This is a genomic window from Geothrix sp., assembly GCF_030219325.1.
Classification (GTDB): Bacteria; Acidobacteriota; Holophagae; order Holophagales; family Holophagaceae; genus Geothrix.
The window spans coordinates 1,194,821-1,215,371 of sequence record NZ_CP126625.1 but is presented as its reverse complement, the minus strand read 5'-3'; the positions used below and the strand labels follow the sequence as shown (position 1 = coordinate 1,215,371).

At 67.4% G+C, this 20,551-nt stretch carries 21 protein-coding genes and 1 tRNA gene; 18 read left to right on the top strand and 4 right to left on the bottom strand.

Annotated features, from left to right (window positions below; genetic code table 11):
• The first annotated feature begins 55 nt into the window (after positions 1 to 55).
• The 6 genes from ffh (at position 56) to QOZ81_RS05400 (ending at position 4,594) form a co-directional block, all read left to right on the top strand.
• A complete protein-coding gene (ffh, locus tag QOZ81_RS05425) occupies positions 56 to 1,414 on the top strand; it encodes a signal recognition particle protein (RefSeq protein WP_291200429.1) in 1,359 nt (452 codons plus the stop codon).
• 6 nt (positions 1,415 to 1,420) lie between these two features.
• The gene (locus QOZ81_RS05420) at positions 1,421 to 2,908 is read left to right on the top strand and encodes a hypothetical protein (protein WP_291200432.1); all 1,488 of its coding nucleotides are present in this window, start codon (positions 1,421 to 1,423) and stop codon (positions 2,906 to 2,908) included.
• Positions 2,909 to 2,992: 84 nt separating this feature from the next.
• Complete coding sequence (rpsP, locus tag QOZ81_RS05415) at positions 2,993 to 3,235, top strand: 30S ribosomal protein S16 (RefSeq protein WP_291200435.1); 243 nt, start codon at positions 2,993 to 2,995, stop codon at positions 3,233 to 3,235.
• A 64-nt stretch (positions 3,236 to 3,299) separates the two neighbouring features.
• Positions 3,300 to 3,554 carry a KH domain-containing protein gene (locus QOZ81_RS05410; RefSeq protein WP_291200438.1) on the top strand — a complete coding sequence of 85 codons (255 nt, stop codon included), beginning with the start codon at positions 3,300 to 3,302 and terminating at the stop codon, positions 3,552 to 3,554.
• Positions 3,554 to 4,105, top strand: a complete 552-nt coding sequence (locus tag QOZ81_RS05405) for a ribosome maturation factor RimM (RefSeq protein WP_291200441.1) — start codon at positions 3,554 to 3,556, stop codon at positions 4,103 to 4,105. The genes QOZ81_RS05410 and QOZ81_RS05405 overlap by 1 nt, the downstream gene beginning before the upstream one ends.
• A gap of 3 nt (positions 4,106 to 4,108) precedes the next feature.
• On the top strand, positions 4,109 to 4,594 hold the full coding sequence (locus QOZ81_RS05400) for a DUF4442 domain-containing protein (protein ID WP_300715356.1): 486 nt from the start codon (positions 4,109 to 4,111) through the stop codon (positions 4,592 to 4,594).
• Here the strand turns inward: QOZ81_RS05400 and QOZ81_RS05395 are convergent.
• Genes QOZ81_RS05395 through QOZ81_RS05380 form a run of 4 tightly spaced genes read right to left on the bottom strand, consistent with a single transcriptional unit; the run spans position 4,591 to position 7,959 of the window.
• Complete coding sequence (locus QOZ81_RS05395; protein WP_291200447.1) at positions 4,591 to 5,202, bottom strand: MarC family protein; 612 nt, start codon at positions 5,200 to 5,202, stop codon at positions 4,591 to 4,593. The two genes, QOZ81_RS05400 and QOZ81_RS05395, sit on opposite strands and share 4 nt — an antisense overlap.
• A gap of 51 nt (positions 5,203 to 5,253) precedes the next feature.
• Positions 5,254 to 5,550 carry an Mpo1-like protein gene (locus QOZ81_RS05390; protein WP_291200450.1) on the bottom strand — a complete coding sequence of 99 codons (297 nt, stop codon included), beginning with the start codon at positions 5,548 to 5,550 and terminating at the stop codon, positions 5,254 to 5,256.
• A gap of 47 nt (positions 5,551 to 5,597) precedes the next feature.
• On the bottom strand, positions 5,598 to 7,373 hold the full coding sequence (gene sppA / locus QOZ81_RS05385) for a signal peptide peptidase SppA (protein ID WP_291200453.1): 1,776 nt from the start codon (positions 7,371 to 7,373) through the stop codon (positions 5,598 to 5,600).
• Positions 7,374 to 7,419: 46 nt separating this feature from the next.
• The gene (locus QOZ81_RS05380) at positions 7,420 to 7,959 is read right to left on the bottom strand and encodes an NADPH-dependent FMN reductase (RefSeq protein WP_291200456.1); all 540 of its coding nucleotides are present in this window, start codon (positions 7,957 to 7,959) and stop codon (positions 7,420 to 7,422) included.
• Between the two features lie 72 nt (positions 7,960 to 8,031).
• Here QOZ81_RS05380 and QOZ81_RS05375 point away from each other — a divergent pair, with 72 nt between their 5' ends.
• From QOZ81_RS05375 to QOZ81_RS05320, 12 genes are all read left to right on the top strand, one after another.
• The gene (locus QOZ81_RS05375; protein ID WP_291200459.1) at positions 8,032 to 8,460 is read left to right on the top strand and encodes a BrxA/BrxB family bacilliredoxin; all 429 of its coding nucleotides are present in this window, start codon (positions 8,032 to 8,034) and stop codon (positions 8,458 to 8,460) included.
• Positions 8,461 to 8,491: 31 nt separating this feature from the next.
• Positions 8,492 to 9,850, top strand: a complete 1,359-nt coding sequence (locus tag QOZ81_RS05370; protein ID WP_291200461.1) for a DUF4403 family protein — start codon at positions 8,492 to 8,494, stop codon at positions 9,848 to 9,850.
• A 21-nt stretch (positions 9,851 to 9,871) separates the two neighbouring features.
• A complete protein-coding gene (locus QOZ81_RS05365) occupies positions 9,872 to 10,990 on the top strand; it encodes a CaiB/BaiF CoA transferase family protein (RefSeq protein ID WP_291200464.1) in 1,119 nt (372 codons plus the stop codon).
• Complete coding sequence (locus QOZ81_RS05360) at positions 10,987 to 11,382, top strand: DciA family protein (RefSeq protein ID WP_291200467.1); 396 nt, start codon at positions 10,987 to 10,989, stop codon at positions 11,380 to 11,382. Before QOZ81_RS05365 ends, QOZ81_RS05360 begins: the two co-directional genes overlap by 4 nt.
• Before the next feature lie 46 nt (positions 11,383 to 11,428).
• A tRNA-Pro gene (locus QOZ81_RS05355) sits at positions 11,429 to 11,505 on the top strand.
• A 762-nt stretch (positions 11,506 to 12,267) separates the two neighbouring features.
• Positions 12,268 to 12,594: a divalent-cation tolerance protein CutA gene (gene cutA, locus QOZ81_RS05350; protein WP_291200470.1), complete on the top strand. Its 327-nt coding sequence runs from the start codon at positions 12,268 to 12,270 to the stop codon at positions 12,592 to 12,594.
• A gap of 34 nt (positions 12,595 to 12,628) precedes the next feature.
• Positions 12,629 to 13,609, top strand: a complete 981-nt coding sequence (glpX, locus tag QOZ81_RS05345) for a class II fructose-bisphosphatase (protein ID WP_291200473.1) — start codon at positions 12,629 to 12,631, stop codon at positions 13,607 to 13,609.
• A gap of 7 nt (positions 13,610 to 13,616) precedes the next feature.
• Positions 13,617 to 14,078, top strand: a complete 462-nt coding sequence (locus QOZ81_RS05340; protein WP_291200476.1) for a DUF4442 domain-containing protein — start codon at positions 13,617 to 13,619, stop codon at positions 14,076 to 14,078.
• Positions 14,079 to 14,110: 32 nt separating this feature from the next.
• Complete coding sequence (locus tag QOZ81_RS05335; RefSeq protein WP_291200479.1) at positions 14,111 to 16,135, top strand: M13 family metallopeptidase; 2,025 nt, start codon at positions 14,111 to 14,113, stop codon at positions 16,133 to 16,135.
• Positions 16,136 to 16,221: 86 nt separating this feature from the next.
• Positions 16,222 to 18,228 (top strand): M13 family metallopeptidase, encoded by a 2,007-nt coding sequence (locus tag QOZ81_RS05330; RefSeq protein WP_291200482.1) that lies wholly within the window; start codon positions 16,222 to 16,224, stop codon positions 18,226 to 18,228.
• Between the two features lie 10 nt (positions 18,229 to 18,238).
• Positions 18,239 to 18,853, top strand: coding sequence for an outer membrane beta-barrel protein (locus tag QOZ81_RS05325; protein ID WP_291200485.1), 615 nt, complete (start codon positions 18,239 to 18,241; stop codon positions 18,851 to 18,853).
• A 23-nt stretch (positions 18,854 to 18,876) separates the two neighbouring features.
• Positions 18,877 to 20,508, top strand: a complete 1,632-nt coding sequence (locus tag QOZ81_RS05320) for a dipeptidase (RefSeq protein WP_291200488.1) — start codon at positions 18,877 to 18,879, stop codon at positions 20,506 to 20,508.
• The last annotated feature ends 43 nt before the right edge of the window (positions 20,509 to 20,551 follow it).

Genomic DNA, 20,551 nt, shown 5'->3' with positions numbered 1-20,551 from the left:
CGGGGAAAGTCCTCGACGCCACCTACAATGGTCGTTTGGTCCCCACCGGAGTCCCATGTTCGACAGCCTTACCCAGAAGCTCAGCCAGGCCATGAAGGCCCTCCGTGGCCAGTCGAAGCTCACCGAAGCCAACCTGGAGGCCGTGCTGCGCGAGGTGCGCATGGCCCTGCTGGAGGCCGACGTCCACGTGAGCGTGGCCCGCACCTTCCTGCAGCGGGTCAAGGAGAAGGCCCTCGGTGCCGAGGTCATGCAGGGGCTCAACCCGGCCCAGGCCTTCATCGACATCGTCCACCGCGAGCTGGTGGAGATCATGGGTGGTCAGGCCCCCGAGCACCCCATCGCCTTCGCGTCGAAGCCACCCACGGTGGTGATGATGGTGGGACTCCAGGGCGCCGGAAAGACCACCAGCTGCGGCAAGTTGGCGGTCTTCCTCAAGAAGCTCGGGCGCTCCCCGCTGCTGGTGCCCGCGGACGTCTACCGCCCCGCAGCCATCGAGCAGCTGCACGTGGTGGCGAAGGATGCCGGCGTGCCCTCCTTCCACACGGAGGAGAAGGATCCCGTCGCCATCTGCGCCGCCGCCCTGGCCGAAGCCCGGCTGAAGGGCTGGGACGTGGTGGTGCTGGACACCGCCGGCCGCCTGCACCTGGACGAGCCCCTGATGGAGGAGCTGGTCCGGATCAAGGGCGCCACCGCGCCGGACGAGATCCTCTTCGTGGCCGATGCCATGACGGGCCAGGATGCGGTGCGCAGCGCCACGGCCTTTCACGAGAAGCTGGGCATCACCGGCGTGGTGCTCACCAAGACCGACGGCGACACCCGCGGCGGTGCGGCCTTCAGCATCAAGCAGGCCACGGGCCAGCCCCTGAAGTTCGTGGGTGAGGGCGAGAAGCTGGAGGACTTCCAGCGCTTCCACCCGGACCGCATGGCCCAGCGCATCCTGGGCATGGGCGACGTGCTCAGCCTCATCGAGCACGCCAAGGACAAGATCGACGAGAAGGAAGCCGAGGTCATGGCCAAGCGCCTGGCCAAGAACCAGTTCACGCTCGAGGACATGCGCAAGCAGTTCCAGCAGGTGCAGAAGCTGGGCTCCATGAACAAGATCCTGGGCATGCTGCCGGGGCTCGGGCAGATGAAGGACCAGCTGGCCCAGGTGGCCACCGACAAGCGCATCAAGCATCTGGAAGCCATCATCAATTCCATGACGCCCGCCGAGCGGAACAACCACAACCTGCTGGACGGCAAGCGCAAGCGCCGCATTTCCGCGGGATGCGGCCGCCCGGTTCACGAGATCAACCAGCTGCTGAAGCAGTTCATGGAGACGAAGAAGATGATGGGCCAGATGAACGATCCCAAGTTCATGGCCAAGATGCAGCGCATGGCCAAGATGGGCGGCGGCCCCAACCTTCCCTTCTAGGAGACCATGCCCCATCCACGTTCAGTCATGGCCCGTCCCAGCATCTGGATCGCCCTGATCCTGGTCCTGCTCGGACTGGCGGCGACGGTTGCCTTCATCACAAGCCGTCAATCCGCCGGGCGCGTGCTGATCCTGGCATCGCCCCTGGACGACCAGGGGAAGGACGTCGGGTCGGGCATGGAAGTCCTCCTCTCGGACTGCCTCGAGGTGCTTTCGGGAGCCACCGTCACCCATGCAGCCAGGCTCCCGTCCCCGGCAGACCTCGACCGGGTGCCTCCCGACACCCGCCTGCTGCGGTTTTCGGGGCGCCGGAGCGGGGACCAGCTGGCCATGACCCTGGAGTGGAACACCGTGGATCGGGTCCGCGCCGGGAAACCCTGGGCTCTGGACGCGCTGGCCCCGCAGGAACCCCAGCGGGCCATGAGGCACATCGTCCAGCACTGGCCCCTGCCCCTCCGGTTCCGTCAGCTGGACGCCCTGATCCCGGCGTCCTCCCCGAATTTCTGGCTCCTGCTGGAGGGACTGTCCATCCGCGATGACCCGAGCGCCGCCGCCCACCTGGAGGCCTCCCAGCGGTTCGTAGAGGCCGAGCCCCGGTGCGCCACCGGCTGGACCGTCCTGGGAGATCACCTCTACCGCAGCTTGTGGGTGGATCCCCGCCAGGCCGGCATTGGCCTGGGTTCACGCACCCACCACGCCTTCCAGAAAGCCGTGGAGCTCGTCCCGGGCCACCCGCGGGCCACCTTCCTGTGGTCGATGATGCTGACCGATACCGGGAACCAGAGCATGGCCCTGCAGGCGCTGCGGGATGCGGTCCGGCTCCGGACCGACCTGCCGGACCTCTATCTCGGCATCGCCTACGCCAGCCGGACCTCGGGCCTGCTCGAAGTCGCCCGCAGGGCCCTGGCCCGACGGGCCAGGCTGCTGGGCCCCCTGGCCTCGCCTTCCGCCTGGTTTGCCGAGACCACCTACCTCTACCTGGGCGATCTGGAGGCCTTCGGGCAGGAACTCGCAAAGACCGGTTCCCTCCGGCAGGACGCCAGTATCCTCTTCTACAGGGGCTACTTCGCCCTCCTCCAGGGGCAGGACAAGCCGGCCCTGGGGTTCATGAGGGCCGGAAGCGACCCGGGGGCGATACCGACCCACTTCCGCGACCTGTGCCGCGTGTACCTCGCCTACCTCGAAGGCCGCTCCAGCGACGGACTGATCGAGTTGCGGGAGATGGACGAGATCCGCGGCAAGCTGCACATCCCGGACGGCGAGTGGACGTTCAAGGAGGCGGAGGCCTACGCCATCCTCGGCGACGCAGACCGTGGGGTGGACTGCGCCACCCGCGCCTTCGTGCAGGGGTTCAGCTGCGCAGCCTGGTACGAGACCTCACCTTTCCTGGCCAGGGTCCGGACACACCCCCGCTGGCCGACCCTGCGGCGGAACATCCGGGAGCGGCAGGCCGTGCTGGAGGGGAGCTTCCCGGTTTCCGCCTTTGAGCCGTGATGCCGTCAGGGGGTCGGCCTGCGCGCAATTAACCCTTGGGAGATGGGCCATTCCGCGCTACACTTTCCTGCTCAGGGAGTGCCCATGCTTTCGATCCGTCTTGCTCGCAATGGTGCCAAGAAGCGCCCGTTCTACCACATCGTCGTTTCCGAGAATGACCGCATCCCCACCGGCCAGGCCGTGGAAGTGCTGGGCTTCGTGAACCCCATCGCCGGCGCCGGCGAGGCGGTCCGCATCGACGTGGAGAAGGCCAAGTCCTGGCTGCAGAAGGGTGCCCAGCCCTCCAAGACCGTGCTCGACCTGTTCAAGAAGAACCAGGTCCTGTAGCCCGTCTCAGATCCACGAAAGCCGGGCCAGTGGTCCGGCTTTCTTTGTTCTCCCCGGAGAAGCCATGAACCTCGAAGCCTTCCTGCGCGATGTGCTGACGCCGCTGCTGGACCACCCTGACGCCCTCCGGGTGGAGATCTCAGGCGAGGGGCGGAGGCGCGACGTGCTGGTCTTCGCCGACCCCCAGGATCGCGGCCGCATCATCGGGAAGCACGGCCGCATGATCTCGGCCCTGCGCACCCTCTGCAAGACCGCGGGTGAGAAGGCCGGCTTGTCGGTGGATCTCGAGCTGTACGACGGGGACGAGCAGGAGGCCTGATGCTGCTCTCGGGACATCTGGCCAAGGTCCAGGGGCTCAAGGGCGAGTTCCTGTTCCACGCCCTCATGGACGAACCGGAGCGCCTGGAAGGCATGACCGGCCTGGTGCTGGCCCCACCCCACCAGAACCTGGAGCAGGGCGAACCAGCCCCGCCCGCCCGGGGCATCAGCCTGCGCAGCTTCCGCTGGCACCAGGACCGGCCCTGCCTCGCCTTCGCCGGCCTGCCGGACCGGACGGCGGCGGAACCCTTCAAGGGCTGGGCCCTGTGGATGCCCGAGGCCGAGGCCACCTTGGACGAGGGCGAGAGCTTCCGGCACCAGTGGATCGGCTGCGAGGTCTTCATCGCCGGGCGCAAGGTCGGCGAAGTCCTGCGCCTCGACCCCGGCCCCGCGGGCTACGACATGGTGGTGATGCGGGACCTGCGGCCCGGCCGCACGGGTCAGCGCGACATCCCCTACATCAAGGCCTGGTGGACGCTCGACCTGCCGAACCGTCGGCTGGAACTGGATCCGCCTGAGGGCCTGCTCGACGTGAACCAGGTCGGGGACTGATCCATGGGCTCGGGGCTGGAGCGCTTCAAGCAGACCTTCGGCATGCGCCTCTTCGGCTGGCTGAAGATCCCCCTGCTGGCCTCGGTGCGGCCCAGCGTCATCGAGCTGTCCGAGACCCGCTGCGTGATCAAGGTGCCCCTGCGCCGCTGGTCGAAGAACCACCTTGGCTCCATGTACTTCGGGGCCCTGGCCATCGGGGCCGACTGCGCCGGGGGCCTGCTGGCCATGGATCAGATCAAGCGCTCCGGCGCCAAGGTGAACCTGGTCTTCAAGGCCTTCCAGGCCCAGTTCCTCAAGCGCCCCGAATCCGACGTCTACTTCATCTGCGAAGAGGGGCAGGCCATCCGCGACCAGGTCAGGCGGGCCCTCGAATCCGAGGACCGCATCACCGAGCCCATGCACATCCAGGCCGCCGTGAAGCTTCCGGACGGCACCTACGAGCCCGTGGCGGACTTCACGCTGGAGCTGAGCCTGAAGCGCCGTTTCTAGGCGACCCGCACCTGCAGCAGGAACTTCTGGATGCCCGCCAGGAGCATCTCGATGGCGATGGCCGTCAGCACCAGGCCCATGAGCCGCTCGAAGGCCATGGTGACCTGCTCCCCCAGGAAGTCGGCGATCTTCTCCGCGAAGCCCAGCACCACGGCCGAGATGGCCATGGCCACGGACAGGGCGCCCAGCCACTCCCACAGGCGATTCGGCTCGCGGCTCACCAGCAGCAGCACCGTGGCGATGGCGGAGGGGCCCGCGATGAATGGGATGGCCAGGGGCACCAGGAAGGGCTCCCCGTGGAGCGGGTGGTCGGCGCCGCGGCCCTCGGGATGGGGGAACACCATCTTCAGGGCGATGAGGAAGAGGATCACCCCGCCCGCGATGCCCAGCGACGTGTCCGTGAGGTGCATGAGCTTGAGCACCCGCTGTCCGAAGAGCGCGAAGAACACCAGGATGGCGAAGGCGAACAGCACCTCGCGGACGATGATCCGCTGGCGCCGGGCGGGATCCACCTGGCGCAGCAGCCCCACGAAGAGCGGGATGTTGCCCAGGGGATCCGTGACCAGGACCAGGAGCACGATGGCGGAGATGAAGGAAGACGAGTCCATAGGCCTTCAGCATAGCCTCAGGCTCTGCTCAGTCCTTCCCCCCGCCGGATCTCAGGGCGCGGGAGGGACGCGGCCCGACACCTTGAGGGCCCACCAGCGGAGCCCCACCAGGAGGAAGCGCCAGTCCTTGAAGAACTCGGGGGGCTTCCCCTCCACGGCGTGGCCCAGGAACTGGAAGAACCAGCCCACCCCGAACAGGACAAGCCCGGCCTTCCAGAGCCACGGAACCAGGGGCGCCGCGAGCAGGAGGAGGATCGACAGCGTCACCAGGGGAATGCCGACCGTGTGGCAGGCGCGGTTGACGGGATGCTGGTGGCTCTCCCCATAGGCCTGGATCCAGTCGGACATGGGTCTGGATCCAAGCATGGGAGCCCCCTGTGGATGGGAAGGGCGGATTACTTCAGGTCGATCTCGAAGGCCATGCGGGCGTAGACGCCCCGGGGGTCGTTCAGGGCCGAGACCCGCTCCAGCTGCAGCTTGAAGGCTTCGGCCAGCGCATCCACGGGCCCGGGCTTGGTCAGCTTCCGCGATTTCCCCTGGCCGAGGCTCCTGAGCAGGTCCTTCAGGGCATCGGGCTCGCGCTCGGGCCCGGCCACGTAGAAATCGTTCTCGACCTTGGCCATCTTCGCGGCGTGCTTCAGGGCCGCGCCCAGGCCGCCGATCTCATCCACCAGGCCCAGCTTGACGGCCTCGCGGCCGGACCACACGCGGCCCTGGGCGATCTCATGGACGGCCTCCTTCTTCATCTTCCGGCTGTCGGCCACCTTCGCCACGAACTGCTCGTAGATGTGATCCACCAGACCCTGGATCCGGTTCAGTTCCAGATCGCTCTTGGGACGGGTCAGGGTCATGGGGTTGGCCAGCTTGGCGGTCTGCACGCTGTCCCAGGTGATGCCGTGGCCGTTGGCGAGCTTCTTCACGTTGGGCAGCAGGCCGAAGACGCCGATGGAGCCGGTGATGGTGGTGGGCTCGGCGAAGATGCGATCGCCATAGGTGCTGATCCAGTAGCCGCCGGAGGCCGCCAGGTGGCCCATGGAGATCACCAGGGGCTTCACCTTCTTGGTGAGCACGACTTCCCGCTGGATGAGCTCCGAGGCCGAGGCGCTGCCGCCGGGGCTGTTCACGCGCAGCACCACGGCCTTGACCCGCTCATCCAGGCGCAGGCGCCGCAGCTCGCGGCTGAGCCGCTCGCCACCGATCTGGGTGGATTTGCCTTCGCCATCCACGATCTCCCCTTCTGCCACCAGCACGGCGATGCGGGCCTTGCCGGTCTTCGCCTCACCCGGTATCCCGGCGTAGGTGGCCAGGGTGATCTGGGGGAAATCCTTGTCCTTGGCCTGCTTCCCGGCCAGCTTCTTGAGCTCGTCGAGCACCTCGTCGTAGGGCGCGATGCGGTCCACCAGGCCGAGCTTCTTGGCATCCTCGGCTTCGAGCAGTCCACGCTCGTCAGCGATGGCCTGGAGGTCGGCGGGCTGCTTCTTGCGGTCCTTGGCGACGGTGTCCTTCCACTCGCCCCAGATGTCGTCCAGCAGCATCTGGATCTGCTCCCGGTTGGGATCGCTCATGCGGTCGGTGATGAAGGGCTCCACCGCGCTCTTGTACTTGCCCACGCGGGTGACCTGCACCTCCACGCCGTACTTCTTGAAGGCCTCACCGAAGAACATGGGCTCGCTGGCCAGGCCGTTCACCTCCATCTCGCCGAAGGGGTTGATGATTACCGTCGTGGCGCCCGCGGCCAGGTAGTAGTCCCGCTTGCCCCAGCCCAGGTTGTAGGCCAGCACCGGCTTCTTCGCCTTGAACCGCTGGATGGCCTCCCGCAGTTCCCGCAGTTGGGCGGGGCCCGCGCTCTGGAGGTTCCCCGTGAGGAACAGGGCGGTAATGCGAGAATCCGAGGCTGCCCGGTCGAGGGCCTCGATGATCACGGGCAGCACCTGACTGTGGGCGCCGCCGCCGCCCATGGCCTCGGTGATGGCCTCACTGGGTTCGGTGTCCCGTTCGCCATCCGACAAGCTCGTGTCCAGGTCGAAGACCAGCACGGCCTTGCCCGGCACGGTCGGCTTGCCCGAGGACCCGATGACCGCCAGCAGGCCGAAGAACAGCACGAACGCCAAGCCCCCGGCCACCATCAGGGCCAGGAGGGTGGCGAAGAAACTCTTGAGGAAGTCCTTCATGGCGGCTCCGGAGAAGACCCTTCAGGATGGCAGAAACGGCTCGAACCTAGCGCAGCCGGGCCACCAGGGCCAGGAAGGCGTCCAGGGTCCTGGGCACGGACGCGGCGGTGCGGGCATCGGTGGGCGCGCCCTCCGCATCCAGCTGCTGGTCCGCATGCGGCACCGTGATCGCCTCGGGCAGCGCCAGTGCCCCCATGTTGGCCAGGGTGGCGCGCCAGGCCATCAGCCCGCGGGCGCCGCCGAAGGCCCCGGGGCTCGCCGCGCAGAGCAGCACCGGCAGACCCGCCCAGGGGCTGGGCTTCATGGTGCTGAGCCAGTCCACGGCGTTCTTCAGGTGGCCCGGAATCCCCGCGTTGTACTCCGGCGACACGATGAGCAGGCCCTGCGTCTTCGCCAGGGCGGCATGCAGGGCCTGGGCGGCAGCGGCGGGGGGCTCGCCATCCTCGTAGAGCGGCAGGCGCAGGGCTTCACCGGAAAAGGTCGAGACCTCATGGCCCCGCGCTTCCAGCGTCCGGGCCAGGTACCCCAGCAGCCTTGCGTTGAGCGAAGCGGGCCGGAGGCTTCCCCCCATCAGCACCAGTCGCATGGTTCCTCCCGAGATGTGATCTGGATCAATCCTGACTTAATTGGTAAGCTTTTTCATCCCCTGGAGGATGGCATGTCCAACTACCCCGAACACATGGTCGCCCCGATGCGAGATGAGCTTACCCAGGTCGGCTTCCAGCAGCTCCTGACCCCCACCCAGGTGGACGAGGCCCTGCAGAAGCCCGGCACCACCCTGCTGGTCGTGAACAGCGTCTGCGGCTGCGCGGCGGCCGGGGCCCGCCCGGGCGTGACCGAGGCGCTCCGGTCCCAGGGCCTGCGGTTCGACCATCTGGTCACGGTCTTCGCGGGCATGGAGAAGGAGGCCACGGCCCAGGCGCGGGAATACTTCGAGGGTGCCATGCCCACCAGCCCCCAGGCCGCCATCCTCAAGGACGGGCAGCTGGTGCACCTCATGCAGCGCCAGGATTTCCTGGGCCACAGCCCCGAGGAGATCGCCGCCACCCTGAGCGCCGCCTACCGCCGGACCGTGGCCGCGAGCTGATCTGGTAGCGTTTGGGGATCTGCGGGTCCCCATGCGTCCATCCCTCATCCTCCTCCTGCTCGTCCTGCCCCTGCGGGCCCAGACCCCGCCGGCGCCCTCGGCCTTCGTGGAGGAGCTCGAGCCCTCGACCCTGGCCCTGCCCATCCGCGTGGATCTCGTCCCGCTGCTGAAGCAGGTGGAGGCCCAGGTGCCGCTGTCCCCTCCCGGCATCGAGACCTGGGCGGAGATCAAGGGCCGACCCAGGACCTATTTCCGGTTCAACCTGATCCGCGAACCCCTGACCGTGAGGGTGAAGGACGCCCAGGTCGCGGTGCGGGTGGTGGCGAACTTCGGCATGGACGTGGGTCTGCGGACCATCGGCAACCACTTCACCGTGATGGGCTCCTGTGGCCGTGATCCCGAGCCGCCACGGCGGGTCCTGCTGGACCTGAGGACCGATATCGGCGTCCTTCCCGGCTGGGGGGTGGACCTGCGGCAGACGGCCTTCGAGGTCACGCCGCTGAACACCTGCGAAGTCACCTTCCTCGGCTTCGACATCACCGACCAGGTCACGGCGGGCATGAAAGAGAACCTAAGGGCGGGGGCCGACCTGCTCGGCAGGCTGGTCCGCGAGAACGCCCTGGCCCGGCAGAAGGCCCAGGAGGCCTGGACGCAGTTCAGCCAGCCCATCGAGCTGGGAAAGGACCTCTACCTCCTGTTCCAGCCCCGCCGCGTCCGCCTCGCCCCTTTGGCCACCCAGGGGCGGACCCTGATCATCACGCCGGAGATCGAGGCACAGCCCCGGCTGGTGCTCGGTGCGAAACCCCAGGCGGAGGCGACGCCCCTGCCCGACCTCGAGGTGAACGCGAGCCCGAAGCCCGGCTTCCGCCTCCGGGTGGAGGCGGACCTCGCCTACACCCACGCCAGCCAGCAGTTCGCCGCCCAGGTGGTGGGCAAGACCTTCGACACGGACAAGGGGCGTTTCGAGATCACCTCCGCCCGCGTCTGGGGCGAGCAGGGCAAGGCCATGCTGGAGGTCGGGCTGAAGGGCCGCATCACGGGAAAGGTCACGCTGTCCGGGAAGCCCCTGTCCGATCCAGCCACCAGCTCGCTGCGCCTCACCGACCTGGACTTCACCCTGGACAGCCAGAGCTGGCTGGCCCGGCTGGGCGACTGGATCTACCACTCGGACCTGCGCCGGGTGCTGACGGACAAGGCCCACTTCCTCATGGACCAGCAGTTCCAGGGCCTGCGCGAGGCCGTCCAGGCCGGCCTCAACCGGCAGCTGGCCCCGAACCTCCAGCTCAGCGGCACCCTGAGGGCCTTCCGGGTGGCCGCCGTGACCACTGGCAGCGAGGGGTTCAGGTCCCAGGCCTACCTCGAAGGCGAGGTCCAGGTGGACATGAAGTAGGCTGAGAAGCGGAGATTCCGGATGCCCAAGCCCCTGTCCCACTTCAGGATCGTGGACCTGTCCTGCGTGCTGGCCGGCCCCTTCGCCACGCAGCTGCTGGCGGATTTCGGGGCGGAGGTGCAGAAGCTGGAGCCCCCCGAAGGCGATCCCACCCGGGGCTGGGGCCCGCCCTTCGAGGACGGCGAGACCGGGGAGAGCGCGTACTTCCGCTGCGCCAATCGGGGGAAGACCAGCCGCACCATCGACCTCCACACCGAGGAGGGCAAGGAGCAGCTCTTCGACCTCCTGAAGGAGGCCGACGTCCTGGTGGAGAACTTCCGCGCCGATTCCGCGGATCGCCTGGGCCTGGGCTGGAAGCGGCTGCACGCGAAATTCCCGAAGCTCATCCTGGCCTCGGTGCGCGGCTTCGCCTCGGATGTCGCGGCATCCCGCCGCGCCGGCTACGACTTCATCATCCAGGCCGAGAGCGGCTGGATGGCCATCACGGGCGAACCCGACGGCCGCCCCATGAAGGTGGGCGTGGCTCTGGTGGACGTGCTGGCGGGCCTCTACTGCGCCAACGGCATCCAGGCCGCCCTCCTCCACCGCGAGCGCACGGGCGAGGCCCTCCACATCGAAGTGCCGCTCATGGAGGCCGCCCTGGCGGGTCTGGTGAACGTGGCCGCGGGCTCGCTCATGACCGGGGAACCGCCCCGCCGCTGGGGCAACGCCCATCCCCAGATCGTGCCCTACCAGTCCTTCCGCTGCCAGGACGGCGACGTGGCCATCGGCGTGGGCAGCGACCGCCAGTTCGAGGTGCTGGCCATGTGGCTGGGCCTGGATCTGGAAGCCCGTCCCGAGTGGAAGAAGAACCGCGGCCGGGTCAGGGATCGGGAGGAGCTCGTCCCCCTCATCGAGGCCCGCACCCTGCAGAGCACCGTGGAGGAGGTGCTCGCCCTGTGCGAGTCCAACGCCATCCCCGCCAGCCGCGTGCGCAGCGTGGACGAGGTGCTGTACCGCCAGGGCGGCACCCTGCACAACCTGCTCCAGCCCCTCTTCGAGGTGGAGACCAACACCATGATTCCCACCCTGGCCTCGCCGCTGCTGCTGAACGGCGAGCGGGCCTGTGCACCCCTGCCGCCGCCCCGCTGGAAGCCATGAGACGCGCCCCGCGCCTCGTCCCCATCGGGGCCCGCCAGCCCAACCAGAAGGCCGAGGCCCGCCTGCGGCAGGCCTGGCACTTCGTGGTCGGCCCCGCCCTCGCGGACCGGACCCGCCCCCTGCGGGTGGAACGGGACGTCCTGGTCATGGGCTGCTGGGAACTGACCCGCATCGCGGCCCTCCGCGAAGCCGCCGAGGCCGTCTGGCCCCAGGTCCGCGACCGCATCCACCGTGCCCTGGGCCTGAGCCTCAAGGGCCTGCAGATCATTCCCTGCGACCCGCCCGCGGAGGCCCCGGACCGCCACGAGGATCCCGACCCCCTGCGCCGCGCCCTCCGCCTCCTCCACACCCGCCGTCTCGAACGGATCCGCCTCGGACTCGAGTCCGAATAGCCAGGCTGGACGCCCCCGCCCGTTTCCAGTAGAGTCAAACCTTCGTCGGGGCGTGGCTCAGCCTGGTAGAGCGCTCGGTTCGGGACCGAGAGGTCGGAGGTTCGAATCCTCTCGCCCCGACCAGAAAAACGGGGGCCATCCGGCCCCCATTTTTCTGGTCGGAAGCAGGCGAGGGGATTCGGACCTCCGAGTGGGCTTGCGGAGACAGCGCGGGGCGCTGTCGGAGCAAGACCGCGGCTGGCGCAGCCAGACGCAGTTCGAATCCTCCCTCTGATGAGTCGGCGCCAAATACGGGGAACGGCCCGGACCTCCGAGTGGGCTTGTGGAGGCGCGACTTGATGTCGCGCCGGAGCAAGACCGGCGGCTGGCGCAGCCAGACGCGGTTCGAATCCTCCCCCTGATGGGTCAATACGAAGTACGGGGAACGGCCCGATCCACCCCGGAATGATGCTCAAGCCGAGGGGTGCCCGGTTCGGCGGGCGACATTTAGTCGCCCGCACTCACCACCCCTCAGGCCTTCGCCCGAGTGGGATCGCGGAGACAGCGCGGGGGAGGCTCCGCCTCCCTGAGCCAGTGGCGAAGGGGAGCACCGCGCAGGGCACGGTGCGTTAGGCGGAGTGTCGGAGCAAGACCGCGGTTGGCCCAGCCAGACGCAGTTCGAATCCAAGGCCCTCATGGGTCACCGGGGAAGACGGAGAACACTCCCCACACATGCGGCCCCACATCACCCCACCGCAACCTCCCATTCCTTCAAACCCAACATCCACCGTGGTCAGACCACGATCCCACCGAAGGGCCTGCCACACCTCGCCTTTCGTGATCCGTGCCCTCGCGCCTCCCAAGCTACAATGACCAGTTCCGTTCGCCGGACGGGGAGCCTTCACGATGACCGACGTCTGCACCGTCATGACCACCTGCGGGAGCGAGGAAACCGCCCTCACCATCGCCGCCGCCCTGGTGGACCAGGCCTATGCCGCGTGCGTGAACATCGTCCCCAGCATCAAGAGCTACTACTACTTCAAGGGGGAGACCCACCTCGATGAGGAGGTCATGCTGATCATCAAGACCACCCGGGAGCTCTTCCCGCAGGTCTCCGAGGTGATCACCGACCTGCACACCTACGAGGTCCCCGAGATCCTCATGTTCCCCATCGAGGAGGGCTCCGAGCCCTTCCTTGACTGGATCCGCCAGAGCGTGAACCGGCTGGCCTGACCTACCGCCACCAAGACTCCCCGGGAGCGACCCCATGGAACAGACCCTGTCCCTCGAATTCCTGCGGGTGGTCGAACAGGCCGCCATCGCCTGCGCCACCTCCATCGGCCATGGCCGGCGCAAGCACAGCGACAAGCTGGCGGTCGAAGCCATGCGGACCGCCATGGAAACCGTCCGTATGGATGCCACCATCGTCATCGGCGAAGGCGAGCGGGACGAGGCGCCCATGCTCTTCATCGGAGAGAAGGTCGGCATGGGTGCCGATCTGGACGGTGACCATCCCCAGGTGGACATCGCGGTGGATCCACTGGAAGGGACGAACCTCTGCGCCACCGGCGCCCCCAATGCCATCGCAGTCATGGCGGCCACGGAGAGGGGTGGCCTGCTGCATGCGCCCGACCTCTACATGGAGAAACTGGTCGTGGGCCCCTCGGCCAAGGGCAAGGTGAGCCTCGATGCCCCCGTCGGGGAGACCCTCAAGATCATCGCCAAGTCCCTGGACCGACAGGTCTCCGAGATCACCGTCAGCGTGCTGGATCGTGATCGCCACGCCCAGCTCATCGCCGACATCCGCACCGCCGGCGCCCGCATCCAGCTCATCGGCGACGGCGACCTCAGCGCCGCCATCAGCGCGGCCGTCAGCGGCACGGGCATCCACGCAGTCATGGGCACCGGGGGCGCTCCCGAGGGCGTGCTCTCCGCCGCGGCCCTGAAGTGCCTCAACGGCGAGATCCAGGGCCGCCTCAAGGTGGACACCAACACCGCCAGCCGCGAGAAGGCCGAGGCCATGGGCGTGGATTTCGGCAGGATCTACTTCACCGACGACCTCTGTCCCGGCAAGCAGATCGTCTTCGCCGCCTGCGGCGTCACCCACGGCAACCTGCTCAAGGGCGTGCTGCACTTCGGCCACGGCCTGCGCACCTCCAGCCTCATCCTCACCTACGGGGCCCGCCAGGTTCGCTTCATCGATACGGTCCACATCAAGGAAGGCGAGAACGTCACCGTCCGGTTCTAGGTGGCCCTTGCCTGAGTCGTTCCGCACCCGCCTCATGCGCTGGGGCTTCAACCTGTGGCCCTGCTACCGGGGCACGGGCGGACGCGTCACCTTCATCGCCGCGGACTGGCAGGAGGTCCGGATTCGCCTGCCCCTGTCCTGGCGCACCCGGAACTACGTGGGCACCATCTTCGGCGGCAGCCTCTACGGGGCCGTGGATCCCTTCTACATGCTCATGCTCATGAAGAACCTGGGACCGGACTACCAGGTCTGGGACAAGGCCGCGACCATCCGGTTCCGCAAGCCCGGCCGCGGCACCCTGACGGCCACCTTCTGCATCGAAGCCTCCGAGTTGGAGGAGATCCGGCGCCTGCTGCAGGAACAGCCCAAGGTGGACCGGACTTACACGATCCGCCTGGTGGACCAGGCAGGCTCGGTCCATGCGGAAGTTGACAAGGTGATCCACATATCGCTGCGCCGGCCTTCCTGATAGGCTTTTACCCTCATCTTACGAGGTTAACCATGCCCTCCCCCCTCCGCGCCTCCCTCGGCCTGTGTCTGGGCCTTGCGGCTCTCTCGCTCGCCGCCCAGTCCAAACCCGGGGTCGATCCCGTGAACCTCGACACCACCGTCCGGCCCTGCGAGGACTTCTACACCTTCGCCAACGGCGGCTGGCTCAAGACCCACACCATCCCGTCGGACAAGCCCCGGTTCGGCGCCTTCGAGGAAGTGAGCGAGCGCAATCGGGCCATCCTCAAGCAGATCTTGGAAGAGACCAGCGCCAAGACCACCTGGGCCAAAGGCAGCGTCCAGCAGAAGGTGGGCGACTTCTACGCCGCCGGCATGGACGAGGCCGCCATCGAGAAGCGTGGCCTCGCCCCCCTGAAGCCCGTCCTGACCAGCATCGAGGGACTGAAGGATGCCAAGCAGCTGCCAGCCCTGCTGGCCAAGCTGCACGCCCAGGGCCTGCCCGGCGGTTTCAGCTTCTTCGTCCGGCAGGATGCCAAGGCGTCCACCCAGTATCTCGGCTACCTCAGCCAGGGGGGCACGGGCCTGCCCGACCGCGACTACTACCTGAAGGATGACGCCCGCAGCAAGGACATCCGCGCCAAGTACGAGCAGCACATCACCAGGATGTTCCAGCTGGCGGGCGACGCTCCCGCCCTGGCCGCCGTCCGCGCCAAGGTGGTGCTGGATCTCGAGACCCGCATGGCCCAGGTCCAGTGGACCCGCGTCGAGCAGCGCAATCCCCAGAAGACCTACAACAAGCGCAACCTCGAGCAGATGGCCAAGGAAGCGCCGGGCTTCGACTGGAAGAGCTACTTCCAGGCCCGCGGCGTGAAGATGACGGAGTTGAACCTCAGCCAGCCCTCCTACTTCGAGGCTTTCGGAAAAATCGCCAGCTCCGTGCCCGCACCCCAGTGGCGCACGTATCTCCGCTGGCACGCCCTGAACAGCTCCGCCAGCCTCCTGCCCAAGGCCTTCGGCGAGGAATCCTTCGCCTTCCAGGGCAAGGTCCTGAACGGCACCCCTGAACAGGAGCCGCGAGCCAAGCGCATCGAGGCGGCCACCGACCGCTCTCTCGGCGATGCCCTCGGCCAGTTGTACGTGAAAGTCGCCTTCCCTCCCGAATCCAAGAAGCGGGTGCTCGACATGATCGAGAACATCCGGGTGGCCCTGCGCGAGCGGATCACCAACCTCGACTGGATGGGAACCGACACCAAGCAGCAGGCCATGAAGAAGCTGGACGCCATCGCCGTGAAGATCGGCTACCCCGACAAGTGGAAGACCTACGGCTTCGAGGTGAAGCGGGATGACTTCTTCGGCAACACGCGCCGGGCGGCCATGTTCCGCATCCAGGAGAACCTGGCCAAGCTGGGCAAGCCCATCGACCGCAAGGAGTGGAGCTGGACCCCCCCCACCGTCAACGCGTCGTACAACCCTTCCATGAACGACATCACCTTCCCCGCGGGCATCCTCCAGCCCCCCTTCTTCGACCCCAAGGCCGACGACGCCGTGAACTACGGCTCCCTCGGCTTCGTCATCGGCCATGAGATCACCCACGGCTTCGACGACAGCGGCAGCCAGTTCGACGCCGAGGGCAACCTCAAGAACTGGTGGACCGATGCGGACAAGAAGGCCTACGAATCCCGCACCGACCTGGTGGTGAAGCAGTACGACGCCTACGAACCCCTCAAGGGCGAGCACGTGAACGGCAAGCTGACCCTGGGCGAGAACATCGCCGACATCGGCGGCCTCAAGATCGCCTTCGCCGCCTACCAGAACAGCCTCAAGGGCAAGCCCGTGCCCGCCCCCATCGAGGGTTTCACCGGGCCCCAGCGCTTCTTCCTGGGCGCCGCCACCGTGTGGCGCAACCACATCCGCGAGGCCGCCCTCTCGGTGCGCCTCAAGACCGACCCCCACAGCCCTGGCCGCGAGCGGGTCAATGGCCCCCTGTCCAACCTGCCCGAGTTCTACGACGCCTTCGGCTGCGGCGACGGCCAACCGATGAAGCGTGACGCGAAGGTGCGCCCCGCCATCTGGTAGTCCGAACCTGACGAACCGTCAAACCGGGCCCAGGTGTGTCCCCCCGCCCCTGGCCCGGTGCCTATGCTGAATGCCCCGGAGCCCCCATGCGTCTATCCTGCCTCGCCCTCCCCCTGGTGGCCTCGTTGGCCCTGAACGCCCAGCTCCCCTACAAGGGCTTCAATCCCGCCAATCTCGACCCTTCGGTGAAACCCACCCAGGATTTCTTCCAGTTCGCCGTGGGCTCCTGGGCGAAGCGGACCACCATCCCCGCCGAATACGACCGGTATGGCGTCGACCAGGAAATCGACACCCGCACCCACCAGATCCTGCGGGAGATCATGGAATCGGCCGCCGCAGCCAAGGCTGCGCGCGGTTCCGAAACCCAGAAGGTCGGCGATTTCTTCGCCAGCGGCATGGATGAAAAGACCATCGAAGCCAAAGGAATCGCCCCGCTGAAGTCCCTCTTCGCGCGCATCGACGGCGTAAAGGATGCCGCGGGCCTCGCGGCCGTCCTCGCGGACCTGCACCGGGTGGGCGCGTTCGCGGCCTTCTCCTTCAGCGTCGAGCAGGATGACAAGGAGAGCAGCCGCTACTCCATGGTGCTGGGCCAGGGCGGCCTGGGCCTGCCGGACCGGGACTACTACCTGAAGGACGATCCGAAATCCAGGGAACTCCTTGCGGCCTACCGTGCCCACGTGGCCAAGACGCTCAGCCTGGCGGGCCTGGATCCCAAGGACGCCGACCGCATCCTGACCCTGGAGACGCGCCTGGCCAAGGCCAGCATGACCCGCGTCGAGCAGCGGGATCCCAACGCCATCTACCACGCCATGACCCCCGCCCAGCTTGACTCGGCGGCACCCGGCTTCCCAAGCGCCCTCTACCTGAAGGCCCTGGGCGTGCCGACGCCGGACCGGTTCGTGGTCCGCCAGCCGGCCTTCCTGGCCGAGCTGGGCCGCATGATCCAGGAGCTGCCCGCCGACCAGTGGCGCGTCTACCTGCGCTGGACCCTGCTCCGCAGTTCGGCTTCGGCCCTGCCGAAAGCCTTCGAGGAGGAGGCCTTCGCCTTCTACGGCACCAGGCTCCAGGGCACCACGGCCCAGCACCCCCGCTGGAAGCGCGTGATGTTCGCCGCGGATCGCGGGCTGGGTGAGGCCCTGGGCAAGCTCTACGTGCAACGCGCCTTCCCCGCCAGCAGCAAGGCCAAGGTGCTGGAGATGGTCGAGAACCTGCGCACGGCGCTCAAGGCCCGCATCGAGGGACTCGAGTGGATGAGCGCCCCCACCAAGGTGAAGGCCAAGGAGAAGCTGGCGGCCATCCGCGTGAAGATCGGCTACCCCGACGTGTGGCGCGACTACGCGAAACTGGACATCCAGCCTCAGCCCTACGTCCTGAATGTCCTGGAGACCCGCCGCTTCGAATTCCAGCGCCGGCTGGCCAACCTCGGCAGGCCCATCGACCGGAACGAATGGGACATGACGCCCCAGACCAACAACGCCTACTACAGCCCCACCATGAACGAGATCGTGTTCCCCGCGGGCATCCTGCAGCCGCCCTACTTCGATGCCACGGCGGACGACGCCGTGAACTACGGCAACATCGGCGCCACCATCGGCCACGAAATGACGCACGGCTTCGACGACGAAGGCCGCCAATACGACGCCGACGGCAACCTGAAGAGCTGGTGGACCGCCGAGGATGAGAAGGCCTACAACCTGCGCGCTGAGCTCGTGGCCAAACAGTTCGATGCCTATGAGCCCCTGCCCGGCCTGCACCTGAATGGCCACCTCACCCTGGGCGAGAACATCGCCGATCTGGGCGGCCTCAAGATCGCGTGGGATGCCTGGAAGCTGAGCCAGAAAGGCAAGCCGGCCGTGGGCAGGATCGAGGGCTTCACGCCCGAGCAGCGTTTCTTCCTGGGCTACGCCGAAACCTGGCGCACCCTCACCCGCGAAGAGGCCACGCGCCTGCGCGCCAACACCGATCCCCACAGCCCCGCCAAGTTCCGGGTGAACGGGCCCCTGTCCAACCTGCCGGAGTTCTTCGACGCCTTCGGCTGCAAAGACGGTGACCCCATGAAGCGGCCCGAAAAGGACCGCCCGGCCATCTGGTAACCTGCCCCCCATGAAGACGCCCGGAGCCCTCCTCCTGCTCGCCTCCCTGGGCCTCTGCGCCCAGGAGAACCCCGGCGGCAACCGCATGGGGATCGGCCTGGCGGCCGTCGCCCCCCTGAACGACCTCGAATCGAATTTCAACACGGGCTTCCAGGCCGGCCTCCAGATCCACTTCAACCGCGAGAGTCGCCACCTGGGCCGCATCCGCATCGACTACCTCCAGATGGATTCGAAGGGCGCCGTCCAGACAGGCCTGACCACCACCTGGGATGGCTCTGCCTGGGTCACCGGCCCCCAGTTCGCCCGCAGCCGCATGGAAGCCTACTCCGTGGCCTACGAGTGGATGCCCCATCTCGAGGACCACAGCCGCAGCGGCCTCTTCGGCATCTTCGGCATGGGCGGCACCCTGTGGAACGAAACGCTCCGGCCCACCAGCACCGCCTACGGCGGCACCTACACCGAGACCGACTGGGGCTTCACCCTCAGCGCCGGCGGTGGCTGGCGGTTCAACCCCCACGCCGCGCTGGAGGCGCGTCTCGTCAACAGTGATCTGGTGTTCCACCGCCATCCCAACTACGGTTCGCGCCGGTCCTACCTGACCTTCGGCGCGAGCCTCCGCTTCTGACCCCCCGAACCGGAAGGATCTCCATGCGCCTGCGCCCCCTCGTCCTGCTCACCACCCTTCTCGCCGCTGGCGCGGCCCTGGAGGCCTGCACCAACCTGCTCGTCACCAAGGGCGCGAGCAAGGACGGCTCCACGATGATCACCTACTCCGCCGACAGCCACACCCTCTACGGCGAGCTCTACTTCAAGGCGGGTGGACGGCACCAGGCCGGCACCTTCCGCGACATCGTGGAGTGGGATACCGGCAAGCCCCTGGGCCGCATTCCCGAGGCGGCGCTCACCTACACCCGGGTGGGCAACATGAATGAGCATCAGCTCGTGATCGCCGAGACCACCTTCGGAGGCCGCAAGGAACTGCACGTCCCCAGCGGCATCGTGGACTACGGCAGCCTCATCTACATCGGCCTGGAGCGGGCGAAGACGGCGCGCGAGGCCATCCAGGTCATGACCAGCCTGGCCGAAACCTACGGCTATGCCTCCGAGGGCGAGAGCTTCTCCATCGCCGACCCCAACGAAGTGTGGATTCTCGAGATGATCGGCAAGGGCAAGGGCCAGACCGGCGCCCTCTGGGTGGCCTACAAGCTGCCCGACGGGACCATCAGCGCCCACGCTAACCAGGCCCGCATCCGCCAGTTCCCCCAGAACGATCCCGCCACCGCCCTGTTCAGCAGGGACCTGATCCCCTTCGCCCGGGAGAAGGGCTGGTTCAAGGGCGAGGACAAGAACTTCAGCTTCGTGGATGCCTACGCCCCCCTCAGCTTCGGCGCCCTGCGCGCCTGCGAGGCCCGGGTGTGGAGCATCTTCAACCGCGCCGCCAAGAGCCAGAAGATCCCCATGGACTTCGTGAAGGCCGAGAAGGGCGCCAAGCCCATGCCGCTCTTCATCAAGCCCGATGAGAAGCTGGCCGTGCAGGACGCCATGGCCCTGATGCGCGACCACTACGAGGGCACCGACTTCGACATGACCAAGGACATCGGTGCCGGGCCCTACAAGCTGCCCTACCGCTGGCGGCCCATGGGCTTCAAGATCGACGGCCAGGACTACGTCCATGAGCGGGCCATCAGCACCCAGCAGACCGGTTTCTCCTTCGTGACGCAGAGCCGCTCCTGGATGCCCGATCCCGTCGGCGGCGTCATCTGGTTCGGCGTGGACGACACCTACACCACCGTCTACGTGCCCATCTCCTGCGGCATCCAGGCGCCCCCCAAGGCCTTCGCCGAGGGCACCGGCAACTTCAGCGAGTTCAACTGGGACAGCGCCTTCTGGACCTTCAACTTCGTCTCGAACTACACCTACACCCGCTGGAGCGACATGATCGTGGACGTCCAGAAGGTGCAGCGTGAATACGAGGGCCGCTACCTGGCGGACCAGGCCGAGGTTGACCGCACCGCCCTCGACCTCTTCAAGAAGGATCCGGCCCAGGCCAAGGACTACCTCACCCAGTACGCCGCCAAGCAGACTGCCCAGTTGCATGCCCGCTGGCGGAAGCTGGGCGAGTTCCTCATCTGGAAGTACCTGGATGGCAACGTGCGCAACGAGAAGGGCGAGGTCACCCACCCCAAGGCCCCCGAGGACTGGCTGCGCTGCATCGTCAAGGAGCACGGCGACGTCATCAAGGTGAAGAAGGTGGAGGGGCTCGCTCCGGACGAGGACTAGCGCAGGGCTGAAAACCTGCGGTTTTCAGATAGAAAAGGAACGG